This is a genomic window from Paenarthrobacter sp. NPDC056912, assembly GCF_042786555.1.
In the GTDB taxonomy this organism is placed as follows: Bacteria; Actinomycetota; Actinomycetes; order Actinomycetales; family Micrococcaceae; genus Arthrobacter.
On the sequence record NZ_JBHUCD010000006.1, the window covers coordinates 1 to 17,345 of the forward strand.

Annotated in this window: 16 protein-coding genes; 1 reads left to right on the forward strand and 15 read right to left on the reverse strand. The window is 63.7% G+C overall.

Annotated features, from left to right (window positions below; genetic code table 11):
* Window positions 1–608: 608 nt before the first annotated feature.
* The 11 genes from ACFRJ9_RS08085 to ftsH all read right to left on the reverse strand — a co-directional run bounded on the left by ACFRJ9_RS08085 (window position 609) and on the right by ftsH (window position 11,099).
* Window positions 609–2,093: a DHA2 family efflux MFS transporter permease subunit gene (locus tag ACFRJ9_RS08085; RefSeq protein WP_377666259.1), complete on the reverse strand. Its 1,485-nt coding sequence runs from the start codon at window positions 2,091–2,093 to the stop codon at window positions 609–611.
* 102 nt (window positions 2,094–2,195) lie between these two features.
* A complete protein-coding gene (gene panC, locus ACFRJ9_RS08090) occupies window positions 2,196–3,098 on the reverse strand; it encodes a pantoate--beta-alanine ligase (protein WP_377666261.1) in 903 nt (300 codons plus the stop codon).
* 5 nt (window positions 3,099–3,103) lie between these two features.
* On the reverse strand, window positions 3,104–4,012 hold the full coding sequence (locus ACFRJ9_RS08095; RefSeq protein WP_377666263.1) for a Rossmann-like and DUF2520 domain-containing protein: 909 nt from the start codon (window positions 4,010–4,012) through the stop codon (window positions 3,104–3,106).
* The gene (locus tag ACFRJ9_RS08100) at window positions 4,005–5,552 is read right to left on the reverse strand and encodes a PH domain-containing protein (RefSeq protein WP_377666265.1); all 1,548 of its coding nucleotides are present in this window, start codon (window positions 5,550–5,552) and stop codon (window positions 4,005–4,007) included. Before ACFRJ9_RS08100 ends, ACFRJ9_RS08095 begins: the two co-directional genes overlap by 8 nt.
* Window positions 5,549–6,061, reverse strand: coding sequence for a PH domain-containing protein (locus ACFRJ9_RS08105; RefSeq protein WP_377666267.1), 513 nt, complete (start codon window positions 6,059–6,061; stop codon window positions 5,549–5,551). The genes ACFRJ9_RS08100 and ACFRJ9_RS08105 overlap by 4 nt, the downstream gene beginning before the upstream one ends.
* A complete protein-coding gene (locus ACFRJ9_RS08110) occupies window positions 6,042–6,563 on the reverse strand; it encodes a DUF3180 domain-containing protein (RefSeq protein ID WP_377666269.1) in 522 nt (173 codons plus the stop codon). Before ACFRJ9_RS08110 ends, ACFRJ9_RS08105 begins: the two co-directional genes overlap by 20 nt.
* Window positions 6,564–6,565: 2 nt before the next feature.
* Complete coding sequence (folK, locus tag ACFRJ9_RS08115) at window positions 6,566–7,105, reverse strand: 2-amino-4-hydroxy-6-hydroxymethyldihydropteridine diphosphokinase (protein WP_377666271.1); 540 nt, start codon at window positions 7,103–7,105, stop codon at window positions 6,566–6,568.
* Complete coding sequence (gene folB, locus ACFRJ9_RS08120; protein ID WP_377666273.1) at window positions 7,102–7,461, reverse strand: dihydroneopterin aldolase; 360 nt, start codon at window positions 7,459–7,461, stop codon at window positions 7,102–7,104. The genes folK and folB overlap by 4 nt, the downstream gene beginning before the upstream one ends.
* A gap of 12 nt (window positions 7,462–7,473) precedes the next feature.
* On the reverse strand, window positions 7,474–8,379 hold the full coding sequence (folP, locus tag ACFRJ9_RS08125) for a dihydropteroate synthase (protein ID WP_377666275.1): 906 nt from the start codon (window positions 8,377–8,379) through the stop codon (window positions 7,474–7,476).
* Between the two features lie 7 nt (window positions 8,380–8,386).
* Window positions 8,387–9,019 carry a GTP cyclohydrolase I FolE gene (folE, locus tag ACFRJ9_RS08130; RefSeq protein WP_377666277.1) on the reverse strand — a complete coding sequence of 211 codons (633 nt, stop codon included), beginning with the start codon at window positions 9,017–9,019 and terminating at the stop codon, window positions 8,387–8,389.
* Between the two features lie 10 nt (window positions 9,020–9,029).
* Window positions 9,030–11,099, reverse strand: coding sequence for an ATP-dependent zinc metalloprotease FtsH (gene ftsH, locus ACFRJ9_RS08135; protein ID WP_377666279.1), 2,070 nt, complete (start codon window positions 11,097–11,099; stop codon window positions 9,030–9,032).
* An 800-nt stretch (window positions 11,100–11,899) separates the two neighbouring features.
* On the opposite strand from ftsH, the gene ACFRJ9_RS08140 reads away from it, so the two are divergent.
* Window positions 11,900–12,892 carry a hypothetical protein gene (locus ACFRJ9_RS08140; RefSeq protein ID WP_377666281.1) on the forward strand — a complete coding sequence of 331 codons (993 nt, stop codon included), beginning with the start codon at window positions 11,900–11,902 and terminating at the stop codon, window positions 12,890–12,892.
* A gap of 239 nt (window positions 12,893–13,131) precedes the next feature.
* On the opposite strand, the gene ACFRJ9_RS08145 is transcribed toward ACFRJ9_RS08140, so the two are convergent.
* From ACFRJ9_RS08145 to ACFRJ9_RS08160, 4 genes are all read right to left on the reverse strand, one after another.
* The gene (locus ACFRJ9_RS08145; protein ID WP_377666283.1) at window positions 13,132–13,752 is read right to left on the reverse strand and encodes a hypothetical protein; all 621 of its coding nucleotides are present in this window, start codon (window positions 13,750–13,752) and stop codon (window positions 13,132–13,134) included.
* A 683-nt stretch (window positions 13,753–14,435) separates the two neighbouring features.
* Entirely contained in the window at window positions 14,436–14,987 is a 552-nt protein-coding gene (gene hpt / locus ACFRJ9_RS08150; protein ID WP_011772910.1) for a hypoxanthine phosphoribosyltransferase, read from the reverse strand.
* A 32-nt stretch (window positions 14,988–15,019) separates the two neighbouring features.
* Window positions 15,020–16,090 (reverse strand): tRNA lysidine(34) synthetase TilS, encoded by a 1,071-nt coding sequence (gene tilS, locus ACFRJ9_RS08155; RefSeq protein WP_377666683.1) that lies wholly within the window; start codon window positions 16,088–16,090, stop codon window positions 15,020–15,022.
* A 116-nt stretch (window positions 16,091–16,206) separates the two neighbouring features.
* Window positions 16,207–17,328: a zinc-dependent metalloprotease gene (locus ACFRJ9_RS08160; RefSeq protein WP_377666685.1), complete on the reverse strand. Its 1,122-nt coding sequence runs from the start codon at window positions 17,326–17,328 to the stop codon at window positions 16,207–16,209.
* Between the last annotated feature and the right edge of the window lie 17 nt (window positions 17,329–17,345).

Genomic DNA, 17,345 nt, shown 5'->3' on the forward strand with positions numbered 1-17,345 from the left:
CACTATTGAGTTCTCAAACAACAGACACTACCGGCACCACCCACACCCCCACAGGGTCCAGGATCGCTCCGGAGCAACTTTTCAAACTTACCCGAACCAGCCGCACAAAGCAAACCAGCCCCAGGCCTCCCGCACCACCCCAGCAGCACACAAAAGCACTACCGAAACCGGCAATTTGAAGGGAGTCTGTCACCAACATTCCCGCATCAGCGGCGGCGACTCAGATAACTTTACACGCGCCCCACCCCGGGAACAAATCCACCCCAACACCACCCAAAACCCGCACAAACACAGGCCAAACAACCCCCAAACACCCCACAACAAACCCCGCCACGCCAAAACAGACCCCAGTGAACCCCATCACACCACCCGGCACCCACGCCGGGCACCGCCGTCGAACACCAACCAAACCACCCGGCAGGCACGCACGCACGCACGCAGCACGAAAACCACAACAGAAACAACAACGCTCCCCCACCAAGTGAGAGAGCGTTCGTCGATCAGCATTGAAATCCGAGAGAAGGACCGATCAAACAGGCCGGGAAGTGAGAGAGCGTCAGGCACCGTCACGTTCCCGGCCCGCTCCGGCCGGTCCAACCCGGGCTTCGTCAGTGGCCGCCAGTGCCTTCGGTCTTGCGCATCATCGCACCGAGGACCACGGCGCCAATCGCAATGATGGTCGCCGCCAGGAATGCCGCCTGCATGCCGGCTACCAGTCCGGATGACGCGGATACCACAGCGTAGATGGACACGAGCAGCGCGGTACCAGCTGCACCGGAGACCTGCTGGGCCGTGCTGATGATTGCCGAACCGTGCGAATAGAGGTGCGGGGGCAGCGGGTTCAGGCCTGTGGTGAAGGCAGGCGTAAAGATCAGCGCCAAGCCCAGGCTCAGGGTCACGTGCAGGGCGATCACCCAGCCCAGGGCGCTGCCTTCATCCAGTCGCGAGAACTGCCAGAGCGCCAGGACCATCAGGACAGAGCCGGAGACGGTCAGCGGCAAGGGACCAACCTTGTCGAAGATCCGCCCGATCACCGGTCCCAGCAACCCCATGGCCAAGCCACCAGGCAGCAAAGCCAGACCCGTTTCCATCGGCTGCAGGTGCAAGGTGTTCTGGAGGTAAAGCGGGAGCAAGATGACACCGCCGAACAATGCCATCATGGCCACCACCATCAGCAGCGTGGATACGGTGAACATCCGGAAATTGAAGGCCCGCAGATCCAACAATGGAGCGTCGGACTTCTGAAGCTTCAGCTGCCGGAAGACGAACAACGCAAGGCAGAGGACACCAACTACCAACGCAATGACCGGGACAACTCCGGCGTTGGAGCCGCCGATCTGGCTCAAGCCGTACACCAGTCCACCGAAAGCCGGGACGGTCAGAATCACGGAAGCGATGTCCAGAGTGGTCTTGCCGCGCTCCCCCACGTTGGTGAGGTATTTGGCGCCGATCGCGAATGCAGCCAGCGCAACGGGCAGCACGAACACAAACATGAAGCGCCACGAGAAGTGATCCAAAATGATGCCGGAAACTGTGGGACCCATGGCCGGTGCAACCGAAATGGCGATGCTCACGTTGCCCATGACAGCACCGCGGCGGGACAAGGGCACCAGCGTCAAGATAGTGGTCATCAGCAGCGGCAGCATGATGGCCGTTCCGCCGGCCTGGACGACGCGGGCAAGCAGCAGCACCACGAACCCGGGAGCCAGTGCGGCCACCAGTGTTCCGCCACTGAAAAGCCCCATCGCCAGCATGAACGCCCCGCGCGTGCTCATCCGCTGCAGAATGAAGCCAGTGGTGGGAATGACAACGGCCATGGTCAACATGAAGCCCGTTGCCAGCCATTGCACCGTAGCCGCATCCACTTGGAGATCGGTCATGAGCCGCTGAAGTGCAACGTTCATGATGGTCTCGTTGAGAATCACCACGAAGGTGGCAACCAACAGCGTGACGATCACCGTCACGGATTCGCGTGACATCTTTCCCGACACCGGCGCTTTCGGGGACGCTGCCTCTTTAAGGCCGGCGGCACCGGTAGCGGGCGCGCCGGAAACAGGCTCGCCGTTGGCGTCGGACGTGACGTCGGTAGACATGAGGATTCCTCGGGTTTGGATTTGGTGTCCGGCGATCGATGCCGGTGAAGACAGCAACAGTCTAAACGTCCGCGACATTCCCGTCAGCAGTAAATCCAAACGTTAGGAATTTAGTGGTGCATTGTCAATCAATCGCACCGGCCCTACCTTCGCGGCAACGATGGCCAGTCCTTCGCCGCGGAACGGCGTCTCCTTGCAATTCTCCGCAAGGGGTTCCAGCGTGACGGGGTCAACGACGTCGAAATAGTCCAGTTCCACCAGCGGCTGGGATTCAACCAGCGCGACGGCGGAGTCCAAGTCCAGGGGTTCGTGTGCCGATGCGCGGGACTCAATGAGACGCAACGCCCGCGACAACACCAGTGCAGCCTCGCGCTGATCGTCAGAGAGGAAACGGTTGCGGCTTGAGAGTGCCAGGCCGTCGTCACTGCGGACGATGGGCACCGGAACAATCTCCACGGGAAAATTCAAGTCCGTGACCATCCGCTTCACCAAGGTCAACTGTTGCGCGTCCTTCTGGCCAAAGTAGGCCCGGTAGGCCGCCGTCGAGCCGTCCGCCGCGGCGCCCCCGGGGAGTCCGTAGTGCAGCAATTTGGCCACTACCGTCAAGGCGCCGTCGAAATGCCCGGGGCGCGAGGCGCCCTCCCATTTGTCGCCGAGCGGTCCGGAGGTCACGCGTACCAAGGGTTGGCCGCCGGGGTACACCTCGTCCACGGAAGGCGCGAATACAAGGTCAACGCCCTCGGCATCAAGCAGGGCCATGTCGGCGTCGAGCGTCCGGGGGTAGCGGTCAAGGTCCACGGCGTCACCGAACTGCAGCGGGTTCACGAAGATAGTGGCCACCACGACGTCGTTCTCCGCCACGGCAGTCCGTGCCAAAGCGGCATGGCCCGAGTGCAGCGCACCCATCGTCGGCACCAGGCCCTGTGAACTCCCCTGCTTTTCAGCCAGGAGCCGGGCACTCTCGGCACGCAGTTCGGCCGCTGTGGTCACGAGTTTGATGGCCATGCTGTTCAGTTTCCTTCCGGCGCCTCGGGGTTGGTTCCCAAAGCCTCGTCAATCTCAGTCAATTGGTCGGGACGCAGAAGTCCCCGGTTTGCGGCCCGGCGCGCAGTAGCTTTCGCCATGGCCTGGTAAGCCGCCAGAACGTCGCCGCCTGCACCGCCGTCGTACTCCTTCAGCGCCTGGGCGTGCGCCGAAACGGTGCCCACGTCGCCGCGCGCCACCGGTCCCGTCAAGGCTGATTCACCTGAAGCCAGCGCGTTTTCCAGCGTCGCCCGCAGTAGCGGACCCAGCATGGACTCCGGAGTTTCGACGCCGATCTCCCGCAGCATCTGTGATGCCTGCGCCACGAGGGTCACCAAGTGATTCGAACTGTGCGCCAGGGCTGCGTGGTAGAGGGTGCGGTCGGCCTCGGCAATGGCAACCGGCTCTGCCCCCATCTCAACCACCAGGGCCTGGGCAATCGGCAGCATGGCCGCATCCGCTGTGACGCCAAACGTGCAATCCATCAGCCTGGTGAGGTCCAGACTCATACCCGTGAACGTCATGGCGGGATGCAATGCCAACGGAATCGCGCCAACCGCCCTGACAGGATTCAGTATTCCGACGCCGAAGCGACCTGATGTGTGCGCCACCAGTTGACCGGGCTGCCAGGCTCCAAGCTTGGCCAGTCCCGCCACCAGCTCGCCGAGGGCGTCGTCCGGAACAGCCAGGAGGACAAGCTCGGATCGCTCCACGATGTCCTGGATTTCCAGGACCGGAACCCCGGGCAGCAGGTTCTCGGCTCGCTCCCGGCTGGCCTCGGAAACCGCGGAAACCCCGACGACGGCGTGCTCGGCCGAGCGCAACGCGGCACCAAGGACGGCACCCACCTTGCCGGCGCCGATGATGCCAACTCCGAGTCGTCCTGGCCTAGCCATGGTGCTGATCCTCCTGCTGTGGTGTTGTCCGGGGTTGCTCGGGCGCCGGGGGTGCTGCGGCAATCTCGGGCGCTACTTGCGCCAGCCATTGCTCGCTGGTCTGCCGTTTCCGGGCTTCGCGGGCCCGGGCGGCTTGTTGGTCGAAGAGGTCCACAGCCTGCCCGACCCCAGCCTGGTAAAGCCGGGGAGCCACGGGTCCGGCAGTGGTGTGCAAGACCAAGTCAGCCACGCCGAAACGCCTCGCCAGAGGACCTTGCTGCAAGGCCATGGACTGTGTTCGCTGGTGTGGAATGAGCACCAGCGTCCGCCACCACCGGCCGGATCGGACCAGCAGGGCCGTTTCAGTGGCAAGGAAACCGTTGCGTCGCCAGCCCAGCGGGGCCAGCAACCGTGCGCGTCGAGGAGTCGTAACGAAGCCATCGCCGGGAGTGCCAGATTCAGCCCCGCCAACAGGGGCCAATCCCTCCAGCCCTGCAGTGAAAACCCGTAGCGGGTCATCGACGCCCGGATCCGGCAGGACCAGGGACAGCATCCGCATAACGTCCGGCTTCAGTCCCACTGGCAGCAGCGTGGTGCGGGCAGCGTTCTCGTTCCCGGCCACACCGCCATAGCCGGCCACATTCACGTGCATCCGGTACCAGCCGAAGATCCTCCAGATAGGAGGCTGGGTGACCTTGACGGCTTGGATCCGCCCCGGCGGCACGGTCTGCGCCTGGGTGTCCAGCAGGCCATAACGCATGCGGATGCCGTCCGGCGAAATGGCCGCGGTGAAGTTGTAGCCCTTGTTGAAGGAGCTCCAGTAGGCGGCGCCGATACCCAGGATGGCAGGGATGAGGGCAAGGAAAATGGCGTTGTTCTCGGTATAGGCGGAGATCGCTACGGAGGCGGCGGCACCGAGCAAGATTGCAATGGTCTGCTCGCTCAGCAGCAGGGATCCGATGAGCCGGGACGGCGGCACGGACAGGACCACCTGCTCCGGAGCCTCCGGGATTTCCTCTACCGTCTCCGGCCCGGTCACTACGCCGGCTGCGCGGGCCAGGATCGTGGCGCGCAACTTCTTGGCCTGGGCGAGCGGCAGGAAAGCAAGCCTCACAGCCGACTCGCCGGCGTCGGCCACTTCAAACTTGAGCTCCGCCAAGCCGAAGATCCGCGCCAGAAGCGGCTGCACAATGTCGATGGCTTGAATGCGGTCCAAACGGGCCTGGCGCTGTTGCTTGAACAGGAACCCCGTATTCACACGGACGTAGCCCTCGGCTACTTGATAACGCGTGAAGTACCAGCTGAGAATGAAGCCGCCCACAGTAAGGAGCAGCACCAGACCGCCGCCCGCCAACAGCCACGGAACACGGCCGTTGAGGTTCGGGTCCAGGAATTCCCTGCCCTGCAGCATGCGCTCGAAAGCGTCACGGCCAAAGAAATACCCGACGGCGGCCAGCGCCACCCAGCCGCGAACGAACGGCGACGCCGGGTGGACGCGCTGCCAATCGCCGTCGACGGTTTTGGCGGGGATGCTCGGAACCGCGCTACCCTCCGGGCTCACAGCCCGGCCAGCCTGGCTTCTCCGCGTGCCGAAAGCTGCTCGCGCAACCGGGCGCCTTCCTCAGCGGGGAGGCCTGGCAGGTGGGCGTTCGTTCCGGCGGAAGCCGTATGAAGTTTCAAAGTGCACAGCCCCAGGCCGCGCTCTACTGGTCCAACTGCCACATCCACGTACTGCATGCGTCCATAAGGAACCACCATGGTCCGCTGGAAGAAAATGCCGCGGCGGATAAGGAGATCGTCGTCGCGCTCCGCGTAACCAATGGCACGGACCTGGCGCGGGATCAGCACCAGCCGCCACAGCGCAAGGACAAACATGACCGCAGGGACGGTAATGGCCAGCCACAGCGGCGGCCACCTCCACCATCCGAGCAGCACGAAAACCAGGGGGAGGCTAAGGATGGCCACCATCAGCAAATTGCCGATTGCCCACTCAACCAAACGAACCGTGACGTACTTCGGGGAGACCCTCAGCCACTGGACACCGGGAGGATCAATCGCCGCGGTATGCATATTCGCCTTCGCCCTTGGTTTCCCCGCGACGCGTTTCCGGTCCGGCGCTTCCACCCTCGAAGTCCTCCGGGGGGATCCGGCAGAATCGCTCCACAACCAGTCCGACCACCACCATCACCACACCGCCGCCGCCCATGAGCAGGGCGTTCCACAGAATGCCCTCACCGCCCCGAAGGCCGCCGACTCGCAGAAGGTCCAAGGAAATCCCGGCATGCCAACCCAGGAGAAGCGTCCCGGCGTAGGCGCAGGCCTGGGCCAGAATCAGTGTCCTTGCCGCCAGAATCGGGTTCAGCATGTTCTTCTTCTTGCCGTTCCGCCAACGCAGGACACGGACACCCATGAACAGCGTGAGCCCGGCGATGACGCCCATGGTCACCAGGGCAGAAACCGGCAGGACCGGCGTGGGCATGTTGAAACGGTTGGTGGTTGTTGTGGCCAACCAGCCAATGACGGCAGCGACGACGGCGATGATCAGCAGAACCACCGGGCGCATGGCTTTCATGGCTACTCCACCGCTCCCGTGGCTGGGACGCCCGCTACGTCGCCAAAACCGTCGAAACGACGGATATCCGGCATGTCATCGGCGACGGCGGCAAGTTCGGCAACACTCTTGCCGTTCAGTTCGGCGTTCGCTTCCAACAAGGACCAGGGGTAGAGGACGAATGCGCGCTCCGCAGCCCGCGGGTGCGGAAGGGTGAGGACGGGGTCATCGCTCACCAAGTCACCGAACACCACGATGTCCACATCCAGAGTCCGGGGACCCCAACGGACTTCGCGTACCCGGTGGTGCTTCTGTTCTACGTCGTGGCAGTGCTTCAGCAACTCCAACGGAGTCAATGTGGTTTCCACAGCCATGACCATGTTCAGGAAATCCGGCTGGCCCTCTGGCCCGCCCACAGCCTTGGTCTGAACGACGGGTGACACGCCCAGGAGCCTGATGTCCGGTGGGTCGACAAGATCGGCGACAGCCGTGGACAGGGTGTCGTTGCGCTCCCCGAGGTTGCTGCCGAGCGCCAGGATGGCCTTGGTATAGCCGGACATCATGATCGCTCCCGGTGGACGCTGACGGTGACGTCCCCAAACGGCACCTCAATTGGGGCTTTGGGCTTGTGGATCGTCACGTCGACTGCCGCCACGTGGTAGTTGGCCAGTATGCCCTCGGCGATCCTGACAGCCAACGCCTCAATGAGGTTCAAGGGCTCGCCCTCGATGTACTTGGTGATCAGCTCGGCCACTTCACCGTAGTGCGCTGTGTACTGGAGGTCATCGGTCTGGGCAGCCTTGGTGAAATCCGTGTGGAGCACGGCGTCCACCACGAAGGGTTGACCGTCACGGCGTTCGAAATCGAACACCCCGTGATAACCGACGGCGGTGACGCCGGTCAGCGTGATCCTGTCCACAGCGAATTCCAATCAGCGGGCGATACGGGCGGCGACCTTGACGGCGTCAAGGCTGGGGCCGACGTCGTGGACGCGTACAGCCCAAGCGCCGTTCCTGGCGCTAAGGGCAGTTATGGCGGCTGTCGCTGCGTCCCTTTCCAAGGGAGCAGCCGACTTTCCGGCGACGGTCAGAAGAGAACCAAGGAACCGCTTGCGGGAGGCAGCCACCATCACCTTATGGCCCAGCCCGAACAGCTGGTCCAGGTTCTTGAGGATCTCCCAATTCTGGTCCTCGTTCTTGGAAAAGCCCAAGCCCGGATCAACAATGATCTGCTCCGGGGCTACGCCTGCCGCGTACAGCTTGTCCCGGACGCCGCTAAGTTCAGCCACGACGTCCTCGGTGACGTTGTTGTAGTCCGTCAGGCTGTCCATGGTCCGGGCGTCGCCACGGCGGTGCGTGAGAATGTACGGCACTTTGGTTCGGGCCACGAGCTCGGGCATGCCCGGTTCGATGGTCAGGCCGGAAACATCGTTGATGATGGCGGCACCTGCCTCGATGGCCGCAGCCGCCGTGGACGCGTGCATGGTGTCGATGCTGACCAGGGCACCGGCCTTCACCAGGGCCTCGATCACCGGGATGACCCGGCGCTGTTCTTCTTCGGGGGAAACAGGTTCAGCGCCGGAGCGCGTGGATTCCCCGCCGACATCAACGATGTCCGCGCCGGCGTAGAACATGCGCAACCCAAGCGCGATGGCCGAATCGGCCGTCCGGTGGGAGCCGCCGTCGCTGAACGAATCAGGGGTGACGTTGAGGATTCCCATGACGAGCGTGCGGTCCGTTGGCAGGTCCTCGAACCTGGCCGCCGGCCGCGGCTTGCGGAGAATCGGCAGCGGGCTTGTGGCCGGGCCGGTTCCGGGTGCTGCAGCGAGGGAATCCATATATTGCTTACCTTCCGAGTATGAGGCTCATGGCCTCGGCGCGGGTGGCCGGGTCATGGAGTTGACCGCGCACCGCGCTGGTGACGGTCTTCGCGCCGGGCTTGCGGATGCCGCGCATGGACATGCACATGTGTTCACACTCGACGACGACAATCGCCCCCCGCGGGTTGAGGTGCTTCACGAGCGCTTCGACGATCTGCGTAGTAAGGCGCTCCTGCACCTGGGGCCGGCGCGCATAGATATCAACCAGCCGCGCCAGCTTGCTAAGCCCGGTCACTTTGCCGTCATGTGACGGAATGTAACCGACATGCGCGACTCCGTGGAACGGAACCAGGTGATGCTCGCACGTCGAGTAGAAGGGAATGTCCTTCACAAGGACAAGCTCTTCATGGTCGAGGTCGAACGTGGTGGAGAGGACATCCGCGGGGTGCTGGTGCAGCCCTGCGAAGACCTCGGCATAGGCCTTCGCAACGCGCTTGGGCGTGTCCAGGAGGCCTCCGCGGTCGGGGTCCTCGCCGATCGCCAGAAGGATCTCTCGGACGGCCGCTTCAATGCGCGGGCGGTCCACCTTGTAGCCATGCTTGGAGCCTGCGGCAGGATCGTGGGCGGCGGCGAGGTCGTCGTCGTCTAAATGAGTCACAGCAGAAAGCTTAGCCGTGAAGCGGAGAGTCGTTGCCGGCGTCGGGCTTTGGCGCCTGGAAGGAGTCCTGGCTGCTGACACCCTGTGCATGCGGGGCGACGACGTCCAGCGGCTCGTCCAAGCGGGCCTTCTTGGCTTCCTCCTGGGCCTGGCGTTCGGCCTTCTCAGCGCGGCTTTCCACCGGCGGAATCGACTGGACCGGGCGGGACTCCTTGGACAACCAGATCTCGCGGAAATCGCGCTTGCGGATGTCGTGGAAGATCTCGGCGATCTCCTGCTGGTTCAGGGTTTCCCGCTCCAGCAGCTCCAAGGCCAAACGGTCCAGGACGTCGCGGTTTTCCGTGAGGATGGCGTATGCCTCGTCGTGTGCTTGGTCGATCAGGCGACGCACTTCCTCATCCACCACATAGGCGATCTGGTCCGAGAAGTTGCGCTCCTGCGCGGCGTCGCGGCCCAGGAACGGCTCTCCGCCGCCTTGGCCAAGCTTTACAGCGCCAACGCGTTCGCTCATGCCGTACTGCGTGACCATTTTCCGGGCCGTGGACGTGGCCTTCTCGATGTCATTGGAGGCACCGGTGGAGGGGTCGTGGAACACGATTTCCTCAGCGACACGGCCACCCATGGCGTAGGCCATCTGGTCCAGGAGTTCATTGCGGGTGATCGAGTACTTGTCGTCCTCGGGAATCACCATGGTGTAACCAAGCGCACGGCCGCGGGGCAGGATGGTGATCTTGGTGACCGGGGCGGAGTTGCGCAACGCAGCAGCCACCAGTGCGTGGCCACCTTCGTGGTACGCCGTGATCTTGCGCTCGAGTTCCTTCATGACGCGGCTGCGCTTCTGCGGGCCGGCCATAACGCGGTCGATCGCCTCGTCCAGAGCACGGTCATCAATCAGGTTGGCATTGGAACGGGCGGTCAGCAGTGCAGCCTCGTTCAGAACGTTGGCCAAATCCGCACCCGTGTAGCCGGGCGTCTTCTTGGCAACAGCCCTCAGATCGATGCCGGGTGCCATCGGCTTGCCCTTGGCATGGACGTTGAGGATCTGCTCGCGGCCGATCATATCCGGGGCTTCCACAGTTATCTGGCGGTCGAAACGGCCCGGGCGCAGCAAGGCGGGGTCAAGCACGTCCGGACGGTTAGTGGCAGCGATGAGGATGACGTTGGTCTTGACGTCGAAGCCGTCCATCTCCACGAGGAGCTGGTTCAAGGTCTGCTCGCGTTCGTCGTTGCCGCCGCCAATACCGGCACCACGGTGACGGCCAACGGCGTCGATTTCATCCACGAAGATGATGGCCGGCGAATTAGCCTTGGCCTGTTCGAAGAGGTCGCGAACACGGGAAGCACCAACACCGACGAACATTTCAACGAAGTCGGAGCCGGAGATGGAGAAGAAGGGAACCCCAGCCTCACCCGCAACAGCGCGGGCCAGGAGTGTCTTACCGGTGCCCGGAGGGCCGTAGAGCAGCACACCCTTGGGGATCTTGGCACCAACGGCCTGGAACTTGGCGGGTTCTGCGAGGAATTCCTTGATTTCCTGGAGTTCCTCCACGGCTTCCTCAGCGCCTGCGACGTCCGAGAAGGTCACCTGTGGCATGTCCTTGTTGACCAGCTTGGCCTTGGACTTGCCGAACTGCATGACCTTGGAGCCGCCACCCTGCATGCGGGAAAGCAGGAACCAGAACAGGACACCGAGCAGCAGCACCGGGATAAGCAGGGAGAACAGGCCGGAGAACCAGTTGTTCTCCACCGGCTGGTCCGTAAAGCCCTTGTCCGGGTTTGCGTTTGTTACAGCCTTCACAACATCCGGACCGCGGTCCGTGACGTAGAAGAACTGAACGTTCTTGCCCTTGTCCTGGCCATCCAGGTTCAGGTTGTCCTTGAGTACCAGGTCAACGCGATTCTCGGCGTCGAAAATCTTGGCTTGCTCAACCTTGCCGCTTTGGGAAAGGAGATCGAGGCCGTCCTTGGTGTCAATGCGAGTAGAACCGCCCGGCGCCAGTGTTGCGAATGCCACCAGGAGCAAGCCAACGACGACAACAATCCAGATGCCCGGGCCCTTGAAGAAACTCTTAGCTTTCATCTGATCGGGGTTTGGCCCCGTCCCTCCTGGTAGTGCTGCTAGGCGCAACTTCTGCGCGCGAGTGGTGCTGCTTCAGTTTCAAGCTATACACCGTTCCCAGTAATTCACGCACCGGAAAGTCCAAAAGTTCCCTCTGGGCGTACACAGGATACTCGCGTCCGGGGCGACAGGACAGGGTTTCTTGGTGCGGATTGGCGGCGGCGCTACCGTACGCGCCGGGCGCACCTCCACTCAGCTGCGGCGCACCCGTTCGCGCCGCGCGCACCCGTAACCACTGGTGCGCAGGCTGAGTAAGGGTGCGAAGCCGACAACCACTGGGCGCGCCAGGCGGAAAGTGGCGCGGGACCTCCCCTCAGCTGCAGCGCACCCGTTCGCGCCGCGCACCCCCTCGCTCCCTCAACCACTGGTGCGCAGGCTCCACTCAGCTGCCGCGCACCCCCTCGCGCCGCGCGCCCCCGTGACGACCGGTGCGGGACCACCACCCAGCTGCCGCGCACCCCTTGCGCCGCGCGCCCCCGCAACCACTTGTGCGCAGGCTCCACTCAGCTGCCGCGCACCCCTTCGCGCCGGGCGCACCCGTAACCACTGGTGCGGCGCACCCGTTCGCGCCGCGCGCACCCGTAACCACTGGTGCGCAGGCTGAGTAAGGGTGCGAAGCCAACAACCACTGGGCGCGCCAGGCGGAAAGTGGCGCGGGGCTGGCACGGACATTGTGGCTTCGTGGCAGTCGTCGCGCCGCTTTATCCACATACGCCGGGTTTCCGGTGGTGGACTTGATGCGATGTTGAAAGCCTTGATTCATGGCAAATACGGAGCTCATACTCGCGTCGGAAGTTACACGGATCGGACAGGACCCACGCCTTCTCGCAAAACGCTGCAAACGAGGTGAAATCGTCCGAGTACGCCGCGGGGTGTACGTCCGGGCTGGCTACTGGGCGCAGATAACCGACCGCGAGCGCCACGGACTTAGGGCTGCCGCGCTGGTCAATACGACGATCACACCCCCAACTTTTAATCTCCAGACGGCCGGGCTGCTTTGGGGATTGGGCGTGATTGGCGTTCCGGATCACCTCTGCACGGTCACGGAAGATCCGAACGGTGGCCGGTCCAAGCACGGCGTGCGGCGGACTCTCGGATCAACTGACGAAGGGGTCGCCCAAGTCGGTGACTTTCGCGTTACGGACAAACACCGTACAGCCGTGGAGCTCGCCAGCAGATTGAAATTTGGCGAAGCATTGGCCGTTATTGACTCGAGCCGGAGGAAGCTGCCTTTGCGCGAAGGCCGCGATGGCGGAGCTCCTGACATTGGCGACTGGAACAAGGACACAGCCTGGGGTCCACCGGCAGACACGGCCGATCTGGCTGCCGCCGTTTCCCGGCTCACCAGTATGTCCAAACAAACACAAGCCAAAAGGATTATCGAAATGTCCACTGACAGGTCCGAATCGGTCGGCGAATCCATGAGCCGAGCCCACATGATCATGCTGAATTTCCCGGTGCCCAGGCTTCAGGGTTCTTTCACGTTGAGAAACGGTCGTACCGCCCGGACAGACTTCTGGTGGCCTGAACTCGACCTGGTGGGGGAATTCGATGGGGCAGGAAAATACCTTCGGAACAAATTACGAGGAAACCAGACCATCCAGCAGGTAGTTATGTCCGAAAAGGCCCGTGAGAACGGTTTGCGTGCGTTGGGCCTTACTGTTGTTCGTTGGGATTGGGCCGACATGATGAATCCACGGATGTTCTCCCAAATCTTGAATGATGGTGGGCTCCGGTCCCTAAGGGCGGCCTGACTGTGAATGGCGCTCCTCCTGGGCGCGCCCCTTCATCGCCAGCCCGCCGCTCCCCTCAGCCCACCCGTACAACGCGAATCCCGCACCCGCTTCCCTGTACGGTCCCCCTCAACGCGAACCCTGCACCCACCCCATGCAACACCAACCCCGCACCCGCTATCGCTGGGCGCACCAGTAGTTGCGGTGGCGAACGGCGGAACCTGGTGCAGGCGAACGCTAGGGCGCGAGGGAATGATTGGTTAGGGCTTAGCCTGCGGCAGTACGAGCAGGTATCCGGCAGGCAGGCTGCTGCTCCAACGACGCGGCTCTCGGACCACGAACTGCGTAGCCAACTGCTCGGGGGTGAGCAGGGTGTCGGGCGCGGGCGACGGACCCCACTGCCCGCTGCCGTAAGGGTAGAGCGGATCCATGACGTGGATGCCGGTGACTGCGAACTCCGGGAACTGGTGCGGATCGCCGAGCGATTCGAACCCGCTCATTACCCACGCGTGGCGGCCGCTCCACATCACCAGCCCCACGGGCCGGCCTGTTTCGGCAATGGCCTTGGCTGCGGTCCGGATCGCATCCTGGAAATCGGGGATGCTGACCACCGAGTAGGGCCCCATGCCAACCTCAGTCAGTACCTGCGCCCAGCCGAAGGGGTTGGCCCCGTTGAAGGAGTCGGAGGATCTCGCCCGGGCCATCTCCCACAACTGGGCCTGCTGAGCGCGGTCGGCCCACGTGCCGCCGCCTGTGTCGTCGACGAGGTTGTGCGCCATCTGGATGCTCGCCGCAACGCACCAGTCGAAGGTGTATTGCGGAACGAAGTCGCCCTCCTGGTAGAGGTCGAGTGCGAACGCCTGGGCGACTGGGGCTGGCACAGGAACCGGTAGCGGAGTTGGGGGCAACGTCCGGCCGGGAGTCGTCGCAGCATTGCCCGCATCCGGTCCAGCAGAAGAAGGCGCACTAGACGCACCGGACGGGAGCACACTTTGCCCGCCAGACGAGGGCACCGTCGGCCCGCCAGAGGGATTGGTCCCCGCATCTGGCCCGGCGGAAGAATTCGTGATCGGCGCATTGGTGGCGGCCTCGTGGACTACGGCCGGGGGCGTGCAGGCCACAAGGAGAGTCGCCAGGACGACGAACCAAGTAAGAAGGAGGAGACGCAGACGGGCGCGGCTCATGGTTCAGTTTAGCCCGGCTTCGGGGCACTCGCCCAGGCTCGACGCCTCCAGCTGAGCCATTCTTCGCGCCGTTTGCTCCCTATTCGCACCGGGCGCTCCCTGTTGTGCCGGGCGCACCCCTTCCGCGCCGGGCGCTCCTTCTTGTGCCGGGCGCTCCCTCTTGTGCCGGGCGAACCCCTTCCGCGCCGGGCGCACCCTCTTGTGCCGGGCGAACCCCTTCCGTGCCGGGCGCACCCTCTTGTGCCGGGCTCACCCCTTCCCGCCGGGCGCACCCCTTAAGTGCCAACGCCGCGCCTGTTTCCGTCAAGCGCACCGGAGGTTATGGGTGCGAAAGGCGGAAAGGGGCGCGGCGGGGCGGGAAAGGCCGGAAAAGAAGGGGTTTACTCGTAAACGTGCGGGGCCAGGGTGCCCACGAAGTCCAGGTTGCGGTACTTCTCGGCGTAGTCCAGGCCGTAGCCGACCACGAATTCGTTGGGGATGTCGTAGCCGACGTACTTGACGTCGATTTCAACCTTGGCCGCGGTCGGCTTGCGGAAAGCCGTGCAGATCTCAACACTCGCAGTACCACGGGACTCGAGGTTGGACTTGAGCCAGGAAAGGGTCAAGCCGGAGTCGATGATGTCCTCAACAATGAGAACGTCCTTGCCCATGAGGTCGGTATCGAGGTCCTTCAGGATCCGGACGACACCGGAGGACTGGGTACCGGATCCGTATGACGAGACAGCCATCCAGTCCATGCTCACGTGGCTGTGCAGGGCGCGAGCCAGGTCAGCCATGACCATGACGGCACCCTTGAGGACACCGACTATGAGGATGTCGCGGCCTTCGTAGTCCTTATCGATCTGCGCCGCGAGTTCCGCGATGCGCGTTTGGATCTGCTCTTTGGTGTAAAGAACGTGCTTGAGATCTGCCTGGACGTCGTTTGAATCCACCAATGGCTCCTGTTTTGATGCTCGGGGTGCGGCTACTGTTGGGACGGTTTCTGATGCCGGAATACTAGCTTCCCACAGCGCGCGGCTTCGCGGGGACCGGCCTGGGCCGAATCAGGCCCTGCAGCGGCAGCCGCGGGACCAGGGGAAGCAGACCGTTCCTGCTCCAAATCGCTAAGGGACAGGCGGTACACGCTGACGTGGCCGGGAAGCTCCACGGGTCCAGCCGAGCCTTGCCTGCGAAGCAGCGCTTCCGCGGCTTGGAGGCGACCGTAGCCTGGTTGTTGACCCCCGACGTCGGCCGCCGCTTTCGCGATGACGCGGAACCTCAGCGCTGCGGGCAGCTCACGGACGGCATCCTCGGGCAACCAAGCATCGCCGCCTGCCCGTTGGACAAGTGAGAGATAGGTCTCGTTGGCCAGGTCCTCAAGAAAATCTGCATCCTGTTGGAGGATGGCCGCCGTCCGCGCCAGCGACTCAGCAACACCCGGTCCGAGCTTTTCCTCCAGCACCGGCATGACTTCCACACGGGTCCGGGACCGCGCGAAAGCGGGATCGGCGTTGCTGGGATCGTGCCAGGGATCCAGGTCCTCGACTTCGCAGATTTCCAAGGTCTCATTCCGGCGCAAGCCAAGGAATGGCCGCAGGAGAAGACCCCGGGCTGGCCTCATTCCGGCCAGGGAACGGGTTCCAGAGCCCCGGGCCAACCCCAAGAGCACCTGCTCGGCTTGGTCGTCGAGCGTGTGCCCCAACAGGATCGCCTCACAGCGAAGGTCCTCCGCAGCGGATTCCAAGGCGGCGTGCCGGGCATCGCGGGCGGCAGCTTCCGGCCCAAAGCCAGTGGCCGCAACCTCCACGGTGCGTACCTCCACGGGCGAGAGTCCCAAGCCGCGCAGCACAGACGCGGTCCGGGCAGCTACCTCCGCGGACCCAGGCTGCAGCTGATGGTCTACCACCACACCTGCCACGGTCACCGGACGCCCATCCACGTGGCCACGCCTGGCAAAGTACGCCGCAACAGCTGCGAGCGCCAGCGAATCGGGACCACCGCTGCAGGCCACGAGCACGCGTGAAGGAAAGCCGGCAGCGGCCAGGGCGTTCTGCAACTGTTTGCGTGCCTTGCCGACGACCGGTGCTAAACGTCCCGGCCGGCGTCGACCCTTGCTTCCGGGCACCTCCGCGGCAGAGACATCACCGGCAGAAGGCCCGCTGGCAGGAAAGCTCAAAGTCCCATCCGCTCAAGCCACAGCTTGGAATCGTGGATCTCTTGTTCGGTGGGAAGGTTTTCGGCGGAGTCCCACACCCGGTTGAAGCCGTCCATGCCTGCCACTGCAACTACGCCGCGCACAAACTTGGCGCCGTCCGTGTACTGGCGCATCTTGGCATCGAGGCCCAGAAGGTTGCGGATGAACTTCTCCACAACACCGCGGTCCTTGCCGCGCTCGTTGAAGCGCTGGCGGATGGTCTTCACTGAGGGCACGATGCTCGAATCCACCGCGTCCATCACCACGTTGGCGTGACCCTCAAGAAGGCTCATGACTGCCGTGATGTGGGACAGGGAAGCTTTTTCCTCCGGGTTCTGCAGCAGATCCAGGATGGCTCCCCGGCCCGGCGTGCTCTCTGACGGGGTGCGGTCCCGCAAGGACTTGGCTACGGCACTGGCACGGTCCACAAGGGAATCCATATTGCCCAGCAGGTTGCCGCTGAGCTTCTCGATTTCGTCCAGCATGTGGTGCCGGAGCCACGGCGCCGCTGCGAACTGCACCCTGTGGGTTTGCTCGTGCAGGCAGACCCAGAGGCGGAAGTCGTCCGGGTGGACGTTGAGTTCGCGTTCAACGGAGATGATGTTGGGGGCCACGAGCAGAAGGCGCCCGCCGGGAGGAACGTTGGCGTCCGGGGCCAAGGCGGCGAAAGGATCGTACTGGCCGAGGACCTTGCTGGAAAGGAATGCCAGCACTGCACCGAGTTGCGTACCGGTGATGGCGCCGCTGGCCGCAGCTGCGGCCGGGGTCATGGCCACGCCGCTGCGGCTGTCCAGCATCTTCTTCAGCGCGGGCTGCAGCATCACCGAGAAACTCTGCGTGTTTGCCTTGGACCACGAAGCCCGGTCCACCACCAGCACGTGAGAATCGCGCAGGTCCCGCGCGGCGTCGAGTCCGGTGATGTCGTGGACGTGCGGGACGGAGATATCTGCGTTGAAGCGCAGGTTCTCCACCGCCTTGCCAATCTCGCCTGGGCTCAGTACCGGGCCGGGAGGGGCAAGGCGCGCCGCCGTGGAGGCAGCCAGGTCCCAGTTGATCAGGGACGGGGCCCCTGCTGACGAATCTCGGGCAGATGACACCATAAGGTCCATCACATCAC